The 19,783-nt window shown below is 44.8% G+C and carries 18 protein-coding genes; 7 read left to right on the top strand and 11 right to left on the bottom strand.

Annotation, left to right across the window (positions count from 1 at the left end):
* Positions 1-34: 34 nt before the first annotated feature.
* From J7I42_RS28095 to J7I42_RS28055, 9 genes are all read right to left on the bottom strand, one after another.
* Positions 35-1,039, bottom strand: a complete 1,005-nt coding sequence (locus tag J7I42_RS28095) for a FecR family protein (protein WP_209142487.1) — start codon at positions 1,037-1,039, stop codon at positions 35-37.
* Between the two features lie 47 nt (positions 1,040-1,086).
* Positions 1,087-1,638 (bottom strand): GNAT family N-acetyltransferase, encoded by a 552-nt coding sequence (locus J7I42_RS28090; protein ID WP_209142485.1) that lies wholly within the window; start codon positions 1,636-1,638, stop codon positions 1,087-1,089.
* Positions 1,639-1,692: 54 nt separating this feature from the next.
* A complete protein-coding gene (locus J7I42_RS28085; protein WP_209142483.1) occupies positions 1,693-4,407 on the bottom strand; it encodes a TonB-dependent receptor in 2,715 nt (904 codons plus the stop codon).
* 335 nt (positions 4,408-4,742) lie between these two features.
* Positions 4,743-5,309: a DUF4256 domain-containing protein gene (locus J7I42_RS28080; protein ID WP_209142481.1), complete on the bottom strand. Its 567-nt coding sequence runs from the start codon at positions 5,307-5,309 to the stop codon at positions 4,743-4,745.
* A gap of 4 nt (positions 5,310-5,313) precedes the next feature.
* Positions 5,314-5,718 (bottom strand): DoxX family protein, encoded by a 405-nt coding sequence (locus J7I42_RS28075; protein WP_209142479.1) that lies wholly within the window; start codon positions 5,716-5,718, stop codon positions 5,314-5,316.
* Positions 5,719-5,742: 24 nt separating this feature from the next.
* Positions 5,743-6,336 (bottom strand): YdeI/OmpD-associated family protein, encoded by a 594-nt coding sequence (locus J7I42_RS28070; protein ID WP_209142477.1) that lies wholly within the window; start codon positions 6,334-6,336, stop codon positions 5,743-5,745.
* Between the two features lie 6 nt (positions 6,337-6,342).
* Positions 6,343-6,807 carry an SRPBCC family protein gene (locus J7I42_RS28065; RefSeq protein WP_209142475.1) on the bottom strand — a complete coding sequence of 155 codons (465 nt, stop codon included), beginning with the start codon at positions 6,805-6,807 and terminating at the stop codon, positions 6,343-6,345.
* A 1-nt stretch (position 6,808) separates the two neighbouring features.
* Positions 6,809-7,129: an ArsR/SmtB family transcription factor gene (locus J7I42_RS28060; protein WP_209142473.1), complete on the bottom strand. Its 321-nt coding sequence runs from the start codon at positions 7,127-7,129 to the stop codon at positions 6,809-6,811.
* A gap of 61 nt (positions 7,130-7,190) precedes the next feature.
* Positions 7,191-7,808, bottom strand: coding sequence for an RNA polymerase sigma factor (locus J7I42_RS28055; RefSeq protein ID WP_209142471.1), 618 nt, complete (start codon positions 7,806-7,808; stop codon positions 7,191-7,193).
* Positions 7,809-8,054: 246 nt separating this feature from the next.
* Between J7I42_RS28055 and J7I42_RS28050 the strand changes: the two genes are divergently transcribed.
* On the top strand, positions 8,055-8,327 hold the full coding sequence (locus J7I42_RS28050) for a MoaD/ThiS family protein (protein ID WP_209142469.1): 273 nt from the start codon (positions 8,055-8,057) through the stop codon (positions 8,325-8,327).
* Positions 8,328-8,359: 32 nt separating this feature from the next.
* The gene (locus J7I42_RS28045; protein ID WP_209142467.1) at positions 8,360-9,442 is read left to right on the top strand and encodes a WD40/YVTN/BNR-like repeat-containing protein; all 1,083 of its coding nucleotides are present in this window, start codon (positions 8,360-8,362) and stop codon (positions 9,440-9,442) included.
* Between the two features lie 153 nt (positions 9,443-9,595).
* Here J7I42_RS28045 and J7I42_RS28040 read toward each other — a convergent pair whose 3' ends face one another.
* Positions 9,596-9,994 (bottom strand): ester cyclase, encoded by a 399-nt coding sequence (locus J7I42_RS28040; RefSeq protein WP_209142465.1) that lies wholly within the window; start codon positions 9,992-9,994, stop codon positions 9,596-9,598.
* Positions 9,995-10,374: 380 nt separating this feature from the next.
* On the opposite strand from J7I42_RS28040, the gene J7I42_RS28035 reads away from it, so the two are divergent.
* The 5 genes from J7I42_RS28035 (at position 10,375) to J7I42_RS28015 (ending at position 18,784) form a co-directional block, all read left to right on the top strand.
* Positions 10,375-11,538 (top strand): FecR family protein, encoded by a 1,164-nt coding sequence (locus tag J7I42_RS28035; protein ID WP_209142463.1) that lies wholly within the window; start codon positions 10,375-10,377, stop codon positions 11,536-11,538.
* A gap of 371 nt (positions 11,539-11,909) precedes the next feature.
* A complete protein-coding gene (locus tag J7I42_RS28030) occupies positions 11,910-15,335 on the top strand; it encodes a SusC/RagA family TonB-linked outer membrane protein (RefSeq protein WP_209142461.1) in 3,426 nt (1,141 codons plus the stop codon).
* A gap of 17 nt (positions 15,336-15,352) precedes the next feature.
* A complete protein-coding gene (locus J7I42_RS28025; RefSeq protein ID WP_209142459.1) occupies positions 15,353-16,963 on the top strand; it encodes a SusD/RagB family nutrient-binding outer membrane lipoprotein in 1,611 nt (536 codons plus the stop codon).
* 513 nt (positions 16,964-17,476) lie between these two features.
* On the top strand, positions 17,477-18,052 hold the full coding sequence (locus J7I42_RS28020; protein ID WP_209142457.1) for an RNA polymerase sigma factor: 576 nt from the start codon (positions 17,477-17,479) through the stop codon (positions 18,050-18,052).
* A 78-nt stretch (positions 18,053-18,130) separates the two neighbouring features.
* Positions 18,131-18,784, top strand: a complete 654-nt coding sequence (locus tag J7I42_RS28015) for an HD domain-containing protein (RefSeq protein ID WP_209142455.1) — start codon at positions 18,131-18,133, stop codon at positions 18,782-18,784.
* A gap of 172 nt (positions 18,785-18,956) precedes the next feature.
* On the opposite strand, the gene J7I42_RS28010 is transcribed toward J7I42_RS28015, so the two are convergent.
* On the bottom strand, positions 18,957-19,697 hold the full coding sequence (locus J7I42_RS28010; protein WP_209142453.1) for a class I SAM-dependent methyltransferase: 741 nt from the start codon (positions 19,695-19,697) through the stop codon (positions 18,957-18,959).
* Positions 19,698-19,783 lie beyond the last annotated feature (86 nt).

The following is a 19,783-nucleotide window of genomic DNA, read 5'->3' as shown; positions in this document are numbered from 1 at the left end:
CTTGCGTTCTATAATAGTTTTGGCGGGGTTCAGCTTATTTGATAACCACCTGTTTATTGGTCGCAACAATTGTTGTATGCAGTAATTCATGCAGTACAAACAACGTTGTCTCCAAATTTTGTAATTCAAGCGTACCTGAAATAACCTGTGTTTTCAGCACCGGTCTTTCTATAATAAAATCGAACCCAAAATATTCCTTCAAAGTTTCACACACATTCTGTACTGTCGCCTTTTCGAACCGGTATTTGTGGTCCAGCCAGGAGGTGAACAGAACTGGGTTAGCCACCCGGGTACTTATTTTTCCCTGCCCGGTTGAAAACTGGCAATACTCATTAGGTTGCATAATGGTAGTGGCATTGCTGGCAGGAATGCTGAACCGAACTTTCCCCTGCTGCAACAGCACACCGGTTGTATTATTGATGGCCTTTACATTGAACTCGGTGCCCAGTACTTCTATTACCGCATCGCTGGCATATACGGCAAATGGTTGGGCAGTCCCTGCTTTATCAATGTGCCGCACTTTAAAAAAGGCCTCACCCGTTAGCCATACTTCCCGTTTGCCATTTGTGCGCTTCCTGTTAAACCGGATCGATGAATTTGCATTAAGTACTACTTCTGAACTATCAGGCAACCATACGGTTTTAATTGCTGCATAGGGCGTGGAAATATAGGTATAAGCTGGTTTTCTTACATAATAAAGTACTAACCCACCGATCAATAAGGCGGTAATTACAGCTGCCGCTTTCATCCAACCGCCTGTAAAGCGTTTGGGCTGTAAAGGGATGGCCTGTTCCCTGGCAATCGTGTTATCGATCCGTTGTTTCAGGTTGTTGTAAAATTCAGCCGATACTGTCTCTTTTTTAAAATCAAAGGTGCGGATTATATCAACTGCCTTTCGTGCTGCTTCCTTTTTTGCAGCACTGGAATTCATCCATTTCGTCCATTCCTGGTTGTTCTCCCCTTCGGGATCCAACACCCAATTGATAAAAGAATCGTCTCTAAGAAAATCTTCTGTTTGATATGTAGAGTACTTTTCCATTTTAAATTCTTTGTTCTTAACTAGTAACGGTTTGTGGTTTGTAGTTTTTACCAGTCCCATAATACAATATTCCACTCTTCGCCATCAGGAGCAATATAAGAATGTATTGTTTCAAACCCTACCCGTTTGTGCGCATTAAGAGAACGCTGGTTCCTGGTTGCGATCTCTGTAATGGCAAAATCATATTTGTCTTTAAAATAACTTTTATATTTCGCATAACAGGCATCAAATACACCTTGCCCGCGGTAATCAGCCGCAACACAAACCTGTCCTACTACCATATAATTATAGTCAGCCACCTTTTTATGCTGGTACGTTACTTCTTCAAATAACTGGAACATAGGAAGCAGAATAGGAATGTCGAACCGCGAACGAACGGTCATGGCCAGCAGGTATGCAATAACCTGGTCGTTCTCTTTGGCAATCACGTGCGCTTCCACTTCATTCATTTTATACAGGTCTTCAAAACTATGCGACACCGTTACAAAACCCTGGGCCGCAATCTGCTCACTTGTTAAACCAACTGCCAGGTTCTGTTTCTGTAACGCCAGTATCTGTTCCAGTTCCGCTTTCGTTTTTGACGTTGTATACGTTATCATACTTTTTAAAGGGAAGCTGGCCACCCAAGGCCAGCTCCCTTGTTTTCAGGCAATCTACAACTTAAAATTCAGCGTCGCTAAAAACGTTGTTCCCAGCTGACTAAAATGTGATCCATCATAAGTTACCATACTATATCTACCGTTGAAAGTAATGGCATTGACATTCTTTTTCACCTGTGCCGCGTCACTTAAAATGGCGTCGCCGCTGCTGTTCAATGATTTTAACTTCCACTCCGGTATTATATTGAATATGTTATTTATTGCTATTGATGCATTTACCCGATTGCTGAACTGGTATCCGATAGTCAGATCGGTCAATACTTTGGTCTGGAACTCCAGTTTCAGGTTTTTATCCAGTCCATCGTTGCGGAAGGTAGTGGGTCCAAACAGCGTATTGTTCAACAGGAAATTCCACTTGCTTACCGTAAGGTCACCGCCCAGCACGGCTTTGTATTTGGGCCGGCTGGTTGTTAACAGAGCAATCTGTATCTGGTCAATGGTACTCTGGCCGGCATCGCTGATCAGTTTGGGATTGGTAACATTGCCTTCCAGCTCATTGGCCAGGGTATAATTTCCGGCCAGGTTGATCGTTAACTTGCCCACATTGCTAATAGGGATGTTCTTATAGTTGGCCACCACATCAATACCTTCTGTTTTGGTGCGAATGCCATTGGTAAAGAAGCTCACGCCAACAATGCCATTATTCTTCAATACGTTGTCCAGTTCGGTATTGCCGGCTGCCGTATTGGTGATATTGGAACTGAGGATGATCCGGTCTTTAATATCGATATGATAATAATCAACTGTAACACTCAGGTTTTTTGTTGGGTTAAAGCCAAACCCGGCGGTGAAGTTTACTGATTTCTCCGGCTTTAAGGCAGGTACTCCTAATAAATGCGCCTGTGGGCTTTTATTACTTACAATGCCTTTGGTTTGAATACCCTGCCCCGGCACAAAACTTTGCTGGGCTATCTGCAGGTTTATCTGGTGCAGACTGGGAGCCCGGAAACCAGTTGAAATAGAGGAGCGAATGGTGAGTTTATCACCGGCTACTTTAGCCCGGCCGCTGATCTTCCAAACAAAAGCGCTTCCAAAATCACTATAGTATTCCTGTCTTATGGTACCATTTACCAGTAAGGCTTTGGTGATATCATAGCTCATATCGAAATAACCACCGATATTGAAGCGATTCACTTTAATGGCGTTTATTTCATTTACACCGGGGAATGAGTTGGCCCCTTCTCCTGTATAAGAAGCGGTATCGCCGGCAAAGATCTGGAAGTTCTCACTGCGGAACTCACTGCCAAAACCTATGTTGAATTTATCGGTTACTTCTTTTGAGATATCGATGTTACCTACAACATGGTTAAACGCATATCCGCCTGGTTTGAACCGGATGGGGCTTTTTGACCCGAGCGAATGGTTCACGGTATTCTCTACTGTATATAATTGTTTGTTTCCGCCGGTTGTAAAACTGATGTCGTGCATCCAGCCGCTTTTGTTTGTTTTAAAACCAACCGTAGCGTTATAGTCGTTCAGGTCGCCTTCAAAAGTGGGCCCATATCCCAGGTATTCCGTACCAGCATCATGCAGTAACCCATAGTCCTCTTTCCAGTAAGGCGTGCGGTAGTTGGCATAGCTTTGCACCTTTTTATAAACATACGCCGCATTGGCATAGAAGTCGGTATTTTCACTTACAGGAATACCCGCATTCACCAGGAACTTGGTGGCGGTACTGGTAGGCGTGCCGCTGACATTCTTTGCATCGGGGAATCGGTCGAGGTATTTTTTTACATCCACCAAACTGGCCGCGGTACCAGCGCTCAGGTCGTTATTATCGCCTTCGGCATCTACGTTACCGGAACGGTTGGTTTTGTTCTCCCGTTGAAAATTGATGGTGTAATTGATATATCCTTTGCTGCCAAAATTGGCGCCGCCATTCAAACTGGTCAAAATGGAAAATCCATCTCCTTTATGAGTAAGGCCGCTGGCTATTTTAAAATTGGTATAATCAAAGCGGTCTTTCAAAATTACGTTCATTACCCCGGCAATGGCATCGGAACCATATTGGGCAGAAGCACCATCCCGCAGGATCTCTACCCGCTTGATGGCATCTGTGGGAATGGCAGCCAGATCGGCGCCGGTTTCACCACGGCCCGGTGAGGTTTGAATATATACGAGGGCGCTGGGGTTTTTGCGTTTGCCATTCACCAGTATCAGGGTGCGGCTGGGACCCATATTCCTGATCTCATACGGATCGAGCAACGAGGTGGCATCATTAACCGGGGTGTTTACCGTATTGAAAGAAGGCACTCGTAATTGCAGGGCCTTATCAAACGACAATTGCCCGGCACTTTGCAGCTCCGAGGCATTAATATTATCAACCGGTAATGGCGTGGTGGTGAAAGTTCGTTGGGATGCGCGGCTGCCCACTGCCACCACTACTTCGCTGAGGTCGGCAATGGCGAATTGTAGAACAACATCCCGGGTAACAGTAGCATTATCTATTTTAACCGTCATGGAATACTGGTTAAAGCCCACACTGGTAATTATTACTTTGTGGGTACCAGCAGGTAAAGAAAGGCGGTATTCCCCCGTAGTATCGGTTGAAGTACCGCCTTTGTTACCGCTGACCACAATGGATGCATTGGCCAGCGGCTCTCCGCTTTCGCTTGTTATTTTACCTTTTAAAATACCCTGCGCAGTTGCCATATTGGTCAGCAGTAATAGCATAGCTACCACATGCATGGCATATATTAATTTTCTCATGTGACTGATTTAATGATGGTTTTACAATGAAATGCAAGCTCGCATCAAAAATCCCGCCCGAACGACGTTCAGTCGGGCGGGCACCGCGCGGGTATGTTAGTTAAGAGGAAGTCACCTGAGAAATTACCCCATGAAAAAGGAAGAATCTTAAATATTTATTTTTTGTATACAGACCACTGACACCCCTATTATTCATTCATCTTGCCCTTGGTCCCCGAGGCCTTAGCCGAGGTGACCCATTGCTTTTTCCCATTGCCTATTGCCCATTGCCTATTGCCCATTGCCTTTCCGTCTGCCGTTTGCCGTTTGCCGTTTGCCGTCTGCCGTCTGCCGTCTTATACTCTCAACGCTCCTCTAAACCCTCTCGCCGCATAATAAGATTCCGCACCATTGTGATACGTGAACACCGTATCATAACGACGATCACAAAAAACAGCGCCGCCGAGTTGTCTGATGCTGGCAGGGGTTACTATCCAGCTGGAGGTTTTGGTATCAAATTCACCCAATTGCTGCAGTGCCCGGTACTGTTCTTCGGTGAGCAATTCAATACCCATGGCAGCGGCCACATCCATAGCGCTGTCCTGGGGCTTGTGTTCCTTTCTTGAATCTAATGCTTTGCGGTCGTAACAAAGGCTTCTGCGGCCTTTTGGGCTTTCCGCCGAGCAATCGACAAAAATGTATTCATCCGTTTTTTTATCATACCCCACTACATCGGGTTCGCCACCGGTAATTTCCATGTCGTCGAGCGACCAAAGCTTTTTGGGACTCGCTTCCAGCCTGGCCTGCACATCGGCCCATTCAATGCCTTTATGACGGCCTTTGTTCTTCTCAAAACGGGTTTTCAAGATAGTAAGCAGGTCTGTACGCTGGTCTGCCGACAGCTCTTTTTTAGTTTCTTTCATGGTGTTATTTATTAAGTGGAACAACCTTTCTATTAGCGGGTCTGAAATACCAGGATATAATAGTGAGCACTATTAACAGGATGGGACCAAACAATTCTTTGGGCGCATCTGCAATGGCCAGGTGAGAAAAAACAGCGCCGGTCATAACAAAGAAAAAGCCGGCATACGCCCATTCTTTTACCAGGGGAAATTTTGGTACTAACACTGCTATCACCCCCAGCATTTTCCAAACCCCAATTATAGTAAGTAAATACATGGGGTAGCCCAGGCGGCTGAACATAGCTGCTTCTTCTTTATTCTGAATTAGCTGAACTATGCCGGTTGCTACCATTCCCAATGACAGCCAAAGGGTAGCTATCCAATAAATGATCTTGTTTCTTTTTTCGGATCTGTTGTTTGTTTGTTCCATGTTGATTTGTTTTTTTAGGGTTAATTAATCATCCAGTCCTTTTCCACTAAGGATCTGTTGCAGGTATTTCTCTACCCTTGCCTCGCGGGTTTTGGCTTGCTTGGGTTGAGAAAAATGAAAGAGGTAGGCTCGTTGGCGCCCAGGCGTTAATTCTTTAAATGCTCTTTTCAACGCAGGCATTTTATCTAATTTCACCTGAAATTCCTCAGGCACGTGAAAGTCGGTTGTTTTTTTAAGCTCCACCTTCAGGCCGGCTTTTTCTACTTCAATGGCTTCCTTAATATACTTTTTAAGCGTTGGTGCCAGCTTCACTATTTCCTTCACATCGGTGAACCGTATTTGACGGGCCGATTGCACATTTTTCGTTTGTTGAATAAGGACCCCTTTGGGATCTTTCAACAATGCACCCTTGAAGAACAACAGGGCACAATAATCTTTGAATCCATGTATCAGTACGATGTTCTTTTTCGAATCCGAATAACAGGGACACCCCCATTTCAATTCTTCGGTAAGTCCGCTGTCAAGAACGATCATGCGCAATTGCTCATATTCCTGATGCCACTTCACGCTTTTAAAAAAGAATTCAACCCGGGGATTCATTATTATACTCTTTGCCATAAAATGTTATTTTACCTGACGTAACACTTGTTCAATGCGGTTATGTGCCATATTTATACCTTGTGCAAAAGGCATTTTTAGGATCTGATCTCTTTGCTCAACCGATTCATATATCACATGCATGGTCAGCTTGCTGGTCTCCGCAGTGAGTGGTTCAAATTCATAGATCTCCAGTTGAATGCCAAAAGGCGTATTTTCCATTTCAAACGTGCGCGAGATCTTCTTATCCGGCACCAACTCATGTATCACCCCATTGAAGCCGTGTTTATTTCCCTTAGGATCGGTTGTTTCCAATTGGTAACTACCGTGCTTTTTGCAATCGAACTTCAGCACTTTTGTCCCCATCCATTGTTCAATGATCTCGGGTTCTATATACGCTTTAAAAAGCAATTCCAATGGCAGATCAAACTCCCGGGTGATCACCAGTTCCTGTTTGCCGGTTTCGGCATTGACCATTGTTTTTCGTTCCATATTATTTGCTTTTGTATTTTTTCATTATTGATTCAATCTTATTAAAACGGTCATCCCACATTTTCCGGAATGGCTCAATAAAGTCAGCCACCTCTTTCATTTTATTGGCATTGAAGTGGTAATACACCTCACGGCCATTCTGCGTTTGCTCCAGCAGTTCGCATTCTGTGAGTATCTGCAGGTGTTTTGAAACGGTAGGCCGGGCTGTGTCGAAGTTCGACGCAATGGCACCGGCGGTCATTGATTGGGAAGCCACCAATAATAAAATGGCTCTCCTGGTTGGATCGGCTATTGCCTGAAAAACGTCTCTGCGGAGGTTCATTGTGTAGCTATTTGACTACAAATATACGCGTAGCTATTTAACTACACAACTTTTTTTTAATTTAGGAGATGAATAGTACCAAAATGATCAGAATCACTAACGACCCCGGGATCTTTTCGCGCAGGATGGAAATGGCGCGACTCATCAGCTTATAGCAGGCCTTTACCGAGAGGTTCATATTACGGGCTATTTCTTCAAAATTCAACCCTTCATAATAACGCAGGTAGATCACTTCTTTTTGTTTGGCGGTCAGGGAACCCAGGACACCCTCCAGCTGCTTTTTTAATTGTCGTTGGCTTTCATTGTGCAGCACGAGCGTTTCGGGGGTTAGTTGCAGTTCGAAAGGATAGCCAGGTTCGTCGCCAGGGTCCAGCCCCAACAACCGGTTTTGTTTTTGCAGCCAGTGCAACATGGTAGTGCGTACAGTTTTGAACAAATAGCTTTTTACCGAGGTATGCATGTTGAGCTTTTGCCGGTTTGCCCATAACCAAACGAACACATCATGCAAACAATCTTCAACCGCCGGCAGATCGGGAATGAATTTTAGTCCATAATGCGTTAAAGGCTGACTGTATTTATTATAGAGCAGGGTAAAAGCAGCATAGTCGCCTGACCGTATAGCAACGATCAGCGACAGATCTTCCTGAGCGCTGTTTGAATCCAAGGGTGTCCGGGTCATGAAACGTCAGATTACCGGAATGTAACCGCCTTTATTAAGCGTTGTTACATAGCCGCCCTGTAATTTAATAACAAATTGCACGCTAGTAACATTTGTATAATATATATGTGTGTATTTGAACGATTAAAGCCCTTAAAATCCCGCTTCAACCGACCCGTTTCCCGGTTTATCTTCTTTTCGATAATGTATTCCGTTGAAATTCAGGAATTGATTAGCTTAGTAGGAGAAGGCAATGGGCAATAGGCAATGGCATTAGTAAAATTCACATATGCGTTAAAAAGGTTCTTTCCCAAACTGGCTGATACAAAAGCCAACGGGAAAACCCTTCCGGCTGTTCTGCAGGAAATAGAGGCCAGTTATCCCGGTGTAACAAAATATGTGCTGGATGACCAGGGCCGTTTGCGGCAACACGTGAACATCTTTATAGATGGCGTTATGATCAAAGACCGGACAAAGCTCAGTGATCCATTCCAGGAGAACAGTGAAATTTATATCATGCAGGCGCTATCGGGCGGCTAAATACTTCGATATTCAACATTCAACATTTCCATATGAGATCAACACTTTTATTGGGAACACGAAAAGGATTAATTGCCTATCGTTTTCATAACGGTCAATGGACAATGGAAAGTTGCTCCTTTGAAGGCGTGCCTATTTCCATCGCTTATGCCGACCCACGTAATGGAACCTGGTGGGCTTGTCAGGACCATGGTCATTGGGGCGTGAAACTGCAACGGTCGAAAGACAGGGGCAAAAGCTGGGAAGAAGTAACTGCCCCGGCTTATCCGGAAGGTGAAGAAGTGAAAGATGGCATGCCGGCCACCACCCGCTATTTGTGGTCAATGGCACATGGCGGCAATAACTACACCTCGCGGTTATGGATAGGCACAGACCCCGGTGGCTTGTTCGTGAGCGAAGATGGAGGCAACAGCTTTCAACTTGTTGAATCGTTATGGAAACATCCCACCCGTAAAGAAGGTTGGTTTGGCGGTGGCCGCGACCTGCCGGGCATTCATTCCATTGTTGTTGATCCGCGTGATGAAGATCATATTCACATTGGCATCAGCTGTGCCGGTATCTTCGAGACCACTGACGCTGGTAAAAGCTGGGCTATCCGCAATAAAGGCATGAGTGCCGATTTTCTGCCCGACCCTACCGTTGAAACAGGTTTCGACCCGCATATTGTAGTGGCCGCGCCCAGTAACCCTGATTTCCTGTGGCAGCAGAATCACTGTGGCATCTTTCGCAGTACCGATGGTGGCAAAAACTGGATAGACGTAAGTGAACCCCAGGGCCCGGCCCGTTTTGGTTTTGCCATTGCCGTAGCCGGCGACAATCCCGACCAGGCCTGGGTAGCACCTGCCGATAGCGACGTAAACCGTACCGCTATCCATGGCGCGCTTGTTATTTGCCGCACCGACGATGGAGGGAAAACCTGGAAACAATTGCGCAATGGGTTACCTCAGGAGAATTGTTTTGATATCGTTTACCGTCATGCCCTGGTCAATGACAGCAACGCCGTTGTATTTGGCACCACTACCGGCAACCTGTTCTTTTCACCTGATCGCGGAGAGAACTGGGAAGTGATCAATAACTATTTACCGATGATATATTCGGTGCAGTTTGCTGATTGAAATGCCAGTTAATTAGTTCTTTAGTTTTTTAGTTTGAAGTTCGCTTCATTTTTCAAACTTGCATTAACTTATAAACTCAAGAACTAAATAACTAACAAACTCTAAAAGTATAACCTTATTAATTGAAAATAATCAACTTAAGACATTTAACTTTTAACAAATAACTTGCCCATAGCGCCAATGCTCAACATACTTCCCATCCTTCAACTTTACAATGTCAATACAATGCATGGTAATCCGTTGATGGGTGGGCGGGTTATTTAAGAACACCCCTACCTGAATACCAGAAATGGCTTTTCGGGTAACCACCGTATCGCCTTCTGCGATCTGGTCAAAGATCTCCACCTTTACATCAGATAATGCCTTGTGTAATACCTCAACGATATAATCTTTGATCCCTTCCCGCCCGGCCGGGATATTCAAAGTAGCGGCACTGCGATTCACAAAACCGGTGGCCACAATTTCTTCAAATGCCTGAACGTTTCCCTGCTCTATAAACTCCTTGTTAAAACGGGTAACTATCGATTTGTTACTTTCCTGTACTGTGTTCATTCTGTGTTGGTTTATAATTTTATTTAGTTGATGTATGAATTATTAATCATGAAGTATGAATTATGAAGTACGATGTATGAAATATAAAAAAACCGAAATTCGATTCCTCTGACTTCTCGCCTCTTATTCCTTTACTTCCCACATCTTAACTCCTACTTCTTACTTCCTACCTCTTACCTCCTACTTCTTACCTCCAACCTCCTACATGCTTCTCCTTACACCACAAAGCTAGTATACCCCTAACCCTCGCACGTAACGCGCAGAGCTCAAATAATTGTTGTTTTAGATCATCACTGATATTGAAGCAGTTATAATTTTCTTTAAAAATTTTTTCAAATTCCGTAGGGTGGCTCTATCGTTTGGGTACATATATAAGTAGTATGGACAAGATAGCATTTCATAGGATGTTGGATAAATACCAGGATGGCACTGCCACTCCTGCGGAAAAGACATTGATTGAAGAATATTACCGCCGGTTGGAATTGGCAGGTACTACTGACCTGTCAGCAGAAGAGGAGATCGCCTTAAGACAGGAGATGTATAAAAAGATAACCGCCAGCATGGAGGATACTGTCGTGGTTCCCTTCAAAAGAAAAAACTATAGCCTGGCAGCCGCGGCGGCAGTATTGTTATTAGCGATCGGCACGGGTAGTTACTTCTGGTTATTTAAAAAACAGCCCCAGCAGCTACCTAATAATGAAACGGCGAAAACAAAACCGCACGACCTTCCGCCCGGTCGCGATGCAGCCACGCTTACCCTCGCTGATGGACGCACCATTTTACTGGACTCTGCCAACGGCACCATTTCACAACAGGGTGGAACAACCGTAATCAACCTGAACGGACAGGTATCGTATGCAAGGGCAGGCAACAAAAACGAACAGGCGGCTGTGGTATACAACACCATCACCACTGCGCGGGGCAATCAGTATCAGTTGATCCTGCCAGATGGATCAAAGGTATGGTTGAACTCAGCCAGCTCCCTGCGTTTCCCTACCACCTTCACAGGTGAACGGCGGGAAGTAGAACTGGATGGAGAAGGATATTTTGAGGTAGCCACCCTTCGACTCCCCTCAGGGCAAAAAATGCCTTTTCATGTAAAGACAAGCACCCAGGATATAGAAGTACTGGGCACGCACTTTAATGTGAATGCCTATAAAGATGAAGAAACGATAAAGACAACGCTGTTAGAAGGAAAAGTGAAAGTGGGTTCAATCGGCAATGAAAATGCTACCATATTAAATCCCGGCCAGCAAGCTGTTGCTGCTAACAATGCCATTAAAGTAACAGACAACGTGGACATTGATCAGGTAATGGCCTGGAAGAATGGCTGGTTTGAATTTGATAATACTGACATAAAAACCATTATGCGCCAAATAAGCCGCTGGTACGATGTAGAGATCCGTTATGAAGTGAAAACAAATAACGAAACGTATGGCGGCCGTATAAGTCGTAACCTAAATCTTTCTAACATTCTTAAGATGTTAGAGTCGTACGGTGTTCATTATAGGCTGGAAAATAAAATATTGACAGTAGTTAAATAAAATCGACTGATGTAGGTACCCGGACACTAAGGACGACAAGCAATACAATTTGGCAATAGGCAGAAGGCGGTGTGTAGTTGCTAGGGGTTTTAACAATTTGAGAGAACAGTGCATCAATCAACAATTATCAGGCATAAATAAAGCAGTCATTGCACTTCCGGAAGCTTTATTGCCAATTGTAATTGCGATACGGGGAGACGGGAAATAACATTCGGGAAGCCCGAATAAGAGCAAGCATCATGAAAAAAGAACCAACCATAAACCCTAAATAAAAAAAAGCCGCTTCGTGGCCAGACGAAACGGCGGAGTTCAGTAACAATAAACAAGACTGTTGAGGTATCATCTATTTAATCACCAAACCAAACAAAGTTATGCAAATAACTGCTAAAATCCGTTCGCGTAAATATACGAACGGATTACCCTCCTGGTTAGCCAGCCGGGAGATGCACAAACTGCTTAAGGTCATGAAGTTAACCACATTCCTGTTATTCATCACATGCTTGCATGCAGTTGCCCATACCAGTGGGCAAACTGTAACCCTGTCGCTTAAGAATGTGCCGCTGCAAAAGGTATTCAAAGCGGTTTCCAGGCAAACAGGGGTGTCTATCGTGTACTGTGAAAACTTGTTTGAAGGGCTTCAACCCGTCTCTATAAACGTAAAGGACGCTACGCTTAAAGACGTACTACAACAATGCCTGACCGGAGCCCCGTTTGACTATAATGTGCAGGGCAATACGGTGGTGATCAGAAAGCGTTCTTCAATAGAAATAAATGGCACCATCAATACACCTCCGCCGCCGCCCGTACCTGTAAAAGGAAAAATAGTGAACGATAAAGGCGAAGCCATTGCAGGCGCCAACGTGCAGGTAAAAGGAACAAAAAAAGGTACCAGCACCGATGCAGAAGGAAACTTTACCATAGATGCCGATAAAGGTGACATCCTCATCATTACAAACATCGGCTATGCTACCCGGCAAATAACCTTAACCGATACCAAATCGCTGAATATAACCCTTACCGTAAACTCGCAACAACTGGGTGAACTGGTGGTAACCGCCCTTGGTATTCAACGCCGTCAAAAAAGCCTGACCTACAGCACTACAAAAGTTAATAATGCCGAGCTGACCACCGTAAAGAATATGAACCCTATCAACAGCCTGAATGGTAAAGTACCGGGGTTACAGATCAACCCCAGCTCATCAGGTTTAGGTGGTTCTGTTCGCGTTATCCTGCGTGGACAAAAATCAACCCGTGAAAATCAGCCGTTGTATGTAATTGATGGGGTACCGCTTACCAACTTCTCTACCGCACAACCTGTTAACCTGTGGGGCGAAAGCGGTGGCATTAACACGCCTGGCCGCGATGCGGGTGATGTACTGAGCTCACTTAACCCTGAAGATATTGAGAGCATCACCGTGCTGAAAGGCGCCTCTGCTGCCGCGCTGTATGGTAGCCAGGCTGGTAATGGGGTGATCATGATCACCACTAAAAAAGGTCGTACCGGTATGGCCAAGGTTGATTTCTCAACCGCATTTACTGTGGAGCGCCCCATGTACACTCCTGATCTGCAATACAACTTCAACCAAACCAATACTGACAATATTTATAGCTGGGGCCCTGCTGGTTCTAACCCCGACCATGTAAAGCCATTCTTTAAAACCGGTAAAACCTTTATCAATACCATTGCGTTCACCGCGGGTAATGAAAAAGCACAAACCTATTTCTCGTATTCCAATACCAACAACAACGGCATTCTTCCAACCAACGAATTCAAACAACATACATTCAACTTCCGTCAAACCTCCAAATTCTTTAACGACAAGCTGAATGTAGACGCGAATATCATTTTCAGCACCCAGAAAACAAACAACCGGCCTGCATCGGGTTTATATTACAACCCACTTACCGGTTTGTACCTGTTCCCCAGAGGACTGAACTTCGACGAGTATAAGAACAACTTTGAATACTTCTCGCCCACCCGTATCATGAATTTGCAGAACTGGTGGAACATCAACCCTGATAAAAACCTGGGTGGTGCCGATAACCAGCAAAACCCATTCTGGGTGTTGAACCGTGATGTGAACCTGGGTAAAAAAGACAACCTGTTTGCTTCATTAACACTGAAGTATCCCATCACCAAATGGCTGAGCGTACAGGCTCGTGGTAGCCTGAACCGCAACTACGACAATTACGAATTGCATGCCAATGCCTCTACCCAGATAACACTGGCCGACTACAATGGCCGCTTTACCTACGACCGGTTAACCCGCACTTTGTTATACGGTGACGTGATCTTATCGGGTAATGTTCCGGTTACAGACAAGATCGGTTTTAATTTCAACGCCGGTACCAGTATCAACGACCAGAAACAAGACCGTACTTATATCGATTCAAAAGGCAGTGATCTTGCTTATGCCAACATCTTTACCTTGGGCAACCTGCAGTTGAACCCTGCATTGATGGTACAACCAACTGGTTTACGCCGCCAGGTCCAATCGATCTTTGCCACCGGTACATTCGATTATGATCAAAAGGTATATATAGACCTTACTGCGCGTAACGACTGGTCATCAACACTGGCCTACACGCCAAAAGCAAAAAGCGGTTATCCATATTTCTCTGCCGGTATCAATACCATCATCAGCGAACTGGCTCACCTGCCGCAGTTTATCAACTATAGCAAAGTACGGTTCTCTTTTGCAAAAGTGGGTAACGACGTAGAGCCGTTCTCTACCAACCCTACCAATACCATCAGATCGGGTAACGTACAAACCGTTCAGCAAAGCCCTTACCTGGGCGCGATTCTGAAACCGGAAGACGCCCGCTCTTTTGAAGTAGGTACCGAATGGAAATTCCTGAACAATCGGTTGAGTTTTGATTTCACCTGGTATAAAACCAATACCCGCGACCAATATTTTGATTTCAGCGCACCAAGAGGCAGCGGCTTCTCCCGCTTCTTTGTAAATGCCGGTAACATCGAAAACAAAGGTATTGAGGCCATGATTGGTTATGATGTTATGAATAAGGGGAATGTAAAATGGAACACCAGCGTAAACTTTACCCGTAACCGCAATAAGATCATCCAACTGTTACCTGAGCTGGGCGGAATGTATGAGCTCACACAAGCCGGTGTAAACAGTTATTCGCTCCGCATTCGGGAAGGCGGTTCTTATGGCGACATATACGGCATCGTTTTCCAACGTGCAGCTGATGGCTCGATAATAGTGGATGATAAAGGAAAACCACAGGCGAAAGGTTTTGGGTTCGTTGGCAACCCCAACCCCGATTTCCTCGCCGGCTGGAACAACACAGTAGAATATAAGGATTTTGTTATATCGGCGCTTATCGACGGCCGCTTTGGTGGTAAGGTAATGAGCGTTACCCAGGCGGTCCTTGATGAATACGGTGTATCGAAAGTAACAGCGGATGCCCGTAACAACGGCGGCGTTCACATTCCGGCTACCATGCTTAATGGTACAAAATGGAGTGGCGCCATACCCGCTGAAACCTTCTATACAACCGTAGGTGGTCGTGCAGGGATATCTGAATATTACATGTACGATGCCACTAACATCAGATTGCGTGAACTATCAGTTGGTTACAAACTGCCCTCAAAGTCAACTATCATAAAGGATATGCGCCTTTCACTGGTAGCACGCAATCTTTTCTTTATTAAAAAAGAAGCGCCGTACGATCCTGAGTTGAGTATGAGTACTGGTAACGGGTTACAAGGTATCGATGTGTTCTCCATGCCTTCTACCCGCAGCATGGGTCTAAGCTTTAGATGTTCCTTTTAATCAAAACACCAATTACAATGAACAAGCATTCTAAATATATTCTTTCTATAGCAGCAGCTGCCACCTTTACGGTAAGCGGTTGCACCAAAAACTTCGAGGGTTATAACAAAGACCCATACGGCGCCAGCAATGATGATCTGTTGCCAGACTACGGCCTGGTAGTGGGCCAGTTGAAGGAAGCACAACGTTCTATTTACGTATATCAACCGGCCTGGGTTACCCAGTTACAACAAAACCTGATGGGGGATGTGTTCGGTGGTTATATGATGTCGCCTACCCCATTCCGTGGCAACAGCAACAATTTGACCTACGACCTGGTGGATGGCTGGAACCTGTTTGCCCTGAGCCCGGCTTACAGCAGCCCCGAAGCCAGTGTAATGGCCCCGTTGTCGAATGTAACGCTGATCACCAAAACACCAGCGCCCGACCTGTACGCCATGGCCCTGATACTGAAGGTGGAAGCCATGCACCGGGTGAGTGATATTTTCGGTCCTATCATGTATTCAAAATACAAAGTACGGGCAGAAGACGGTGGTTATGATTATGATTCACAACAAGAAGCTTATACCAATTTCTTTAAAGACCTGAGCGAAGCTATTACCATATTGACCCCACTTCGCACGCAGAAACCCACGCCCACTTTTGTAAATGCCGACCTGGTTTATAAAGGTGATTATGGAAAATGGCTGCAGTTCGCCAACTCATTGCGGTTGCGACTGGCCCTGCGTATTGTGAAAGCCGATGCCGCCAAAGCAAAATCAGAAGGCGAAGCGGCGCTGGCCAATGCCGGTGGTTTATTAAGCAAGGCCAGCGATAATTTCAGTGTTGACATTGGCGCTACCGTTCACCCGTTGAACACCATCAGTGGCGCCTGGGGCGATATTCGCATGGGCGCGCCCATGGAATCGATCCTGAAAGGCTACAACGACGCCCGCCTGCCCAAATATTTTGCGCCAGCCATCGACAATGCCGTGAAAGGGCAGTTTAAAGGGATCCGCAATGGGATAGACATTGACGCCAAAACCCGTTACCAGGATTATTCCGCCCTCGTTGATCTGCCTAGCAAACTGCAGTTATTGTCCGCTGCCGAAGCCTGGTTCCTGAAAGCTGAGGCCGCTGCACGGGGATGGGCGAACGCCGGTAACGCCAAAGACAATTATGAATCGGGCATCACCACCTCATTCAACCAATATGGTGTAGATGCTAGCGCAAGCGCTTATATAAACGATGCAACAAGCAAACCAGCACCCTATATCGATCCGAAAGCTATTACGCCAGGTCAGAACGATATCAAGGACGGTAATCCGAACCTGAGTACCATTACCATTAAATGGAATGAGGCCGACAATTTTGAAACAAAACTGGAAAGGATCATTACCCAGAAATGGATCTGCATATTCCCTGATGGACAGGAAGCCTGGAGCGAGTTCCGCAGAACAGGTTATCCCAAACTATTCCCTGTTGTGATCAATAACAGTGGTGGTAAAATTTCCACTTCCGTATTTATCCGTCGTATCAACATACCACCAGATGAATATTTGACCAATCCCAAAGGCGTAGATAGAGCTATCAAAACGCTGAAGGGACCCGATAATGGCGGAACAAGATTATGGTGGGATGTGCAGTAGGAAATTGATCAGTTGACAAGTTAATAGTTCAGCCTGCCTTGTTTGCCGACACCTCATGAAAGTTCAGCAGAGGCAGGTTGAGCTGGAAGTAGTAAGTAAATTTTTAAAGATAGTTACCCGCTGGCGGTTGAGAACATTGCAACCTATCAATCGCCAAGGGTACACGGGCAAAAAGACCTTAAGGGGAGTTCTTTTTTGCTCAACTGCAGATTTCTATTGATCTCCCGTCTACAACAACGGGAAGCTTCTGTGAAAGCCGGGTGCAAAAGAATAAAAGGGTTTGAAGAAGGTCTCTATTATTCGATGCTGATGTCTATCCCCGGCTTTTCGGAAGCAAAGAGTTAAAGGAGTAAAAGAGTTTGAAGAAGGTCTCTTTTACTCCTTTCTCTTTTAAAATGACCTTTACACCAACATCACTTATACAAAATAGTTAATATAAGCTATCTTTCTTGCAGTTTTCTGCCTCAAACACTACCACGTAGGTTAATTTTGTCTTAACTTTCGGGTAAGAACGTGCAACATTATCCTTCGCATACAGATAACGAGTTACTGAGAATGCTTTCTCAAAACGATGAGCTTGCCTTTGCCGAAATATACAACCGGTATTGGAAGCTATTGTATTCATCTGCCCACAAAATACTTCAGGTAAAAGATGCTGCGCAGGATGCCGTGCAGGAAGTTTTTATTTCCTTATGGAAACGCCGGACTGATCTTCACATAGAAGTTTTACAATCGTATTTATACCAGGCCGTTCGTTTTCAGGTCTTCAAAGCCATCAGGGCAGAAAAAACAGACCAGGACTTCTTTAACCGGCTGGCCCTGATCACAAAAGATATTCTTATAGAAGATCCTGTTCTGTTCAAGGAAGTGGAAACAACCTACCAGCAACTGATCCATACCTTACCGCCCGATGAACAGGAGATCTTCCTGTTGCACCGCGACAGCGGCCTCACCTATAAACAGATCGCAGAACAAAAGAACATTTCCGTGAAGACAGTAGAAAAGAAAATGAGCCGGTCGCTCAGGGAGTTGCGATTTGGATTAGATGATGCCTTGCTGGTGTTAATTATGATCTATTTCAATAGCTAGTTATATTGAGGTTTCGCCAAATCTAAAAATCTCTAAATTCCGAAATCTCTACATGTTTTCCTGCCGTATTTTCGCGTCATGAACAAGGACGAAATCATTTCTCAAACCATCGATCACGTTAAACAAACTCTTGCCGGTGCCGAAGGCGGGCACGACTGGTGGCATATTCACCGGGTATGGAAGACTGCCCAACACATTGCCGCTGCTGAAGAAGCTGATGAGTTGGTGGTAGCCCTGGGCGCTTTACTGCACGATATTGCCGATTCAAAATTCCATAATGGTGATGAAACGGTTGGCCCGCGGAAGGCCAGGGAATGGTTGCAGTCATTGCAAGTAGCGGAAGTAGTTATAGCGCACGTTGAAAATATCATCACGCATATTTCTTTCAAAGGGGGTAATCACCAACAACCTTTCAGATCAAAGGAGCTGGATATTGTACAGGATGCCGACCGGCTCGATGCCATTGGCGCCATTGGCATTGCCCGGGCGTTTAGTTATGGCGGGTTTAAGAACCGCGCCCTGTATGACCCTGCAGTACCACCCAACCTGAACATGAGTAAAGAAGAATACAAAAACAGCAACGCTCCTACCATAAATCATTTTTATGAAAAGCTGTTATTACTGAAAGACAGAATGAATACGGAGACCGGTCGCATGATGGCAAGGGAAAGGCATGAATTTATGGAACGCTATTTAAAACAGTTTTATGGAGAATGGGAAGGAGAGCTGTAGGATGTCAGGTTCGGATCACAAACGTTAACGGAAATTACGATACGAAAATACAACCATTACATGAAACCAAAATTTGAAGGCGGAATCAATATTGGAACAGCTCATTAAATGACCTGTCCCTTTTTTTTATAAAATGATCTTTGAGTAAAAACGCAGTATCAATTTAAAACCCTCATTTAACAATAGTCACTTTAAAATAGCTTCTCGTCAAATACGACATAAGGTAATTGCCCATTATAAATGTACCGGGCTTACCCAGCCGGTTGGGAGAAAGCCATTTTATGGTTGGATTGCTAAAACCGGCTGCTTTAAATAATGTTATCCAGGTGCCAGGCCGCTGATGTTTATGCCATTCTATAGTGGGCGTGAAGATATTTTTCATCCCTATATCATTAAAAAAATTATCACAGGAACAATCGGTCACAATTAATACGCCTCCCTTTTTCATTATCCTGAATACTTTTTCAAAGATGGATAAATAGGTCCTGTAACTGGCATCACTTTTCAACAATTGGATACCAGCTTCTTCATCGAGGTGGTTAATGGAATTATGCATTATTACTACATCATATTTCTCGACGCCTGCCTGTTGCAAATATTCCTGTAACGTATGGGTGGACAATTCAACAGGCAGCGATGCCGGGAAATCTTTTCGCAGATCATAAAACTTTTTTATCATCCCGCTTGTCGATCCGGCAAATTCCGGTTCAAGACAGATTGCCTTTTGGGCTCCTTTAACCGCTGCATAATACGACAGCAGGCCACTGCCTCCGCCTACATCCAACACCTCCTTTTGTGTCAGATCAACATTTTCAAACAGGGTGTTGAGGTAAAATTGAAGGTTTGCCTTACTGGAATACATTTTCCTTTTGACCATCAGGTCAAAAAAGTCGTTTACATTTGACTGTTTCATTGTAATAGTAACTTTACTGTTATAATGCTAATGTTCGGGAATCAGCATTGCCTGATTGTATGGGATGCTAGGGCTCCGCCAATCAT

It is taken from the genome of Niastella soli, from assembly GCF_017742245.1.
GTDB classification, from domain to species: Bacteria; Bacteroidota; Bacteroidia; order Chitinophagales; family Chitinophagaceae; genus Niastella; species Niastella soli.
Note: the sequence above shows the minus strand (reverse complement) of the source record. Positions and strands in the feature narration are given on the sequence as shown.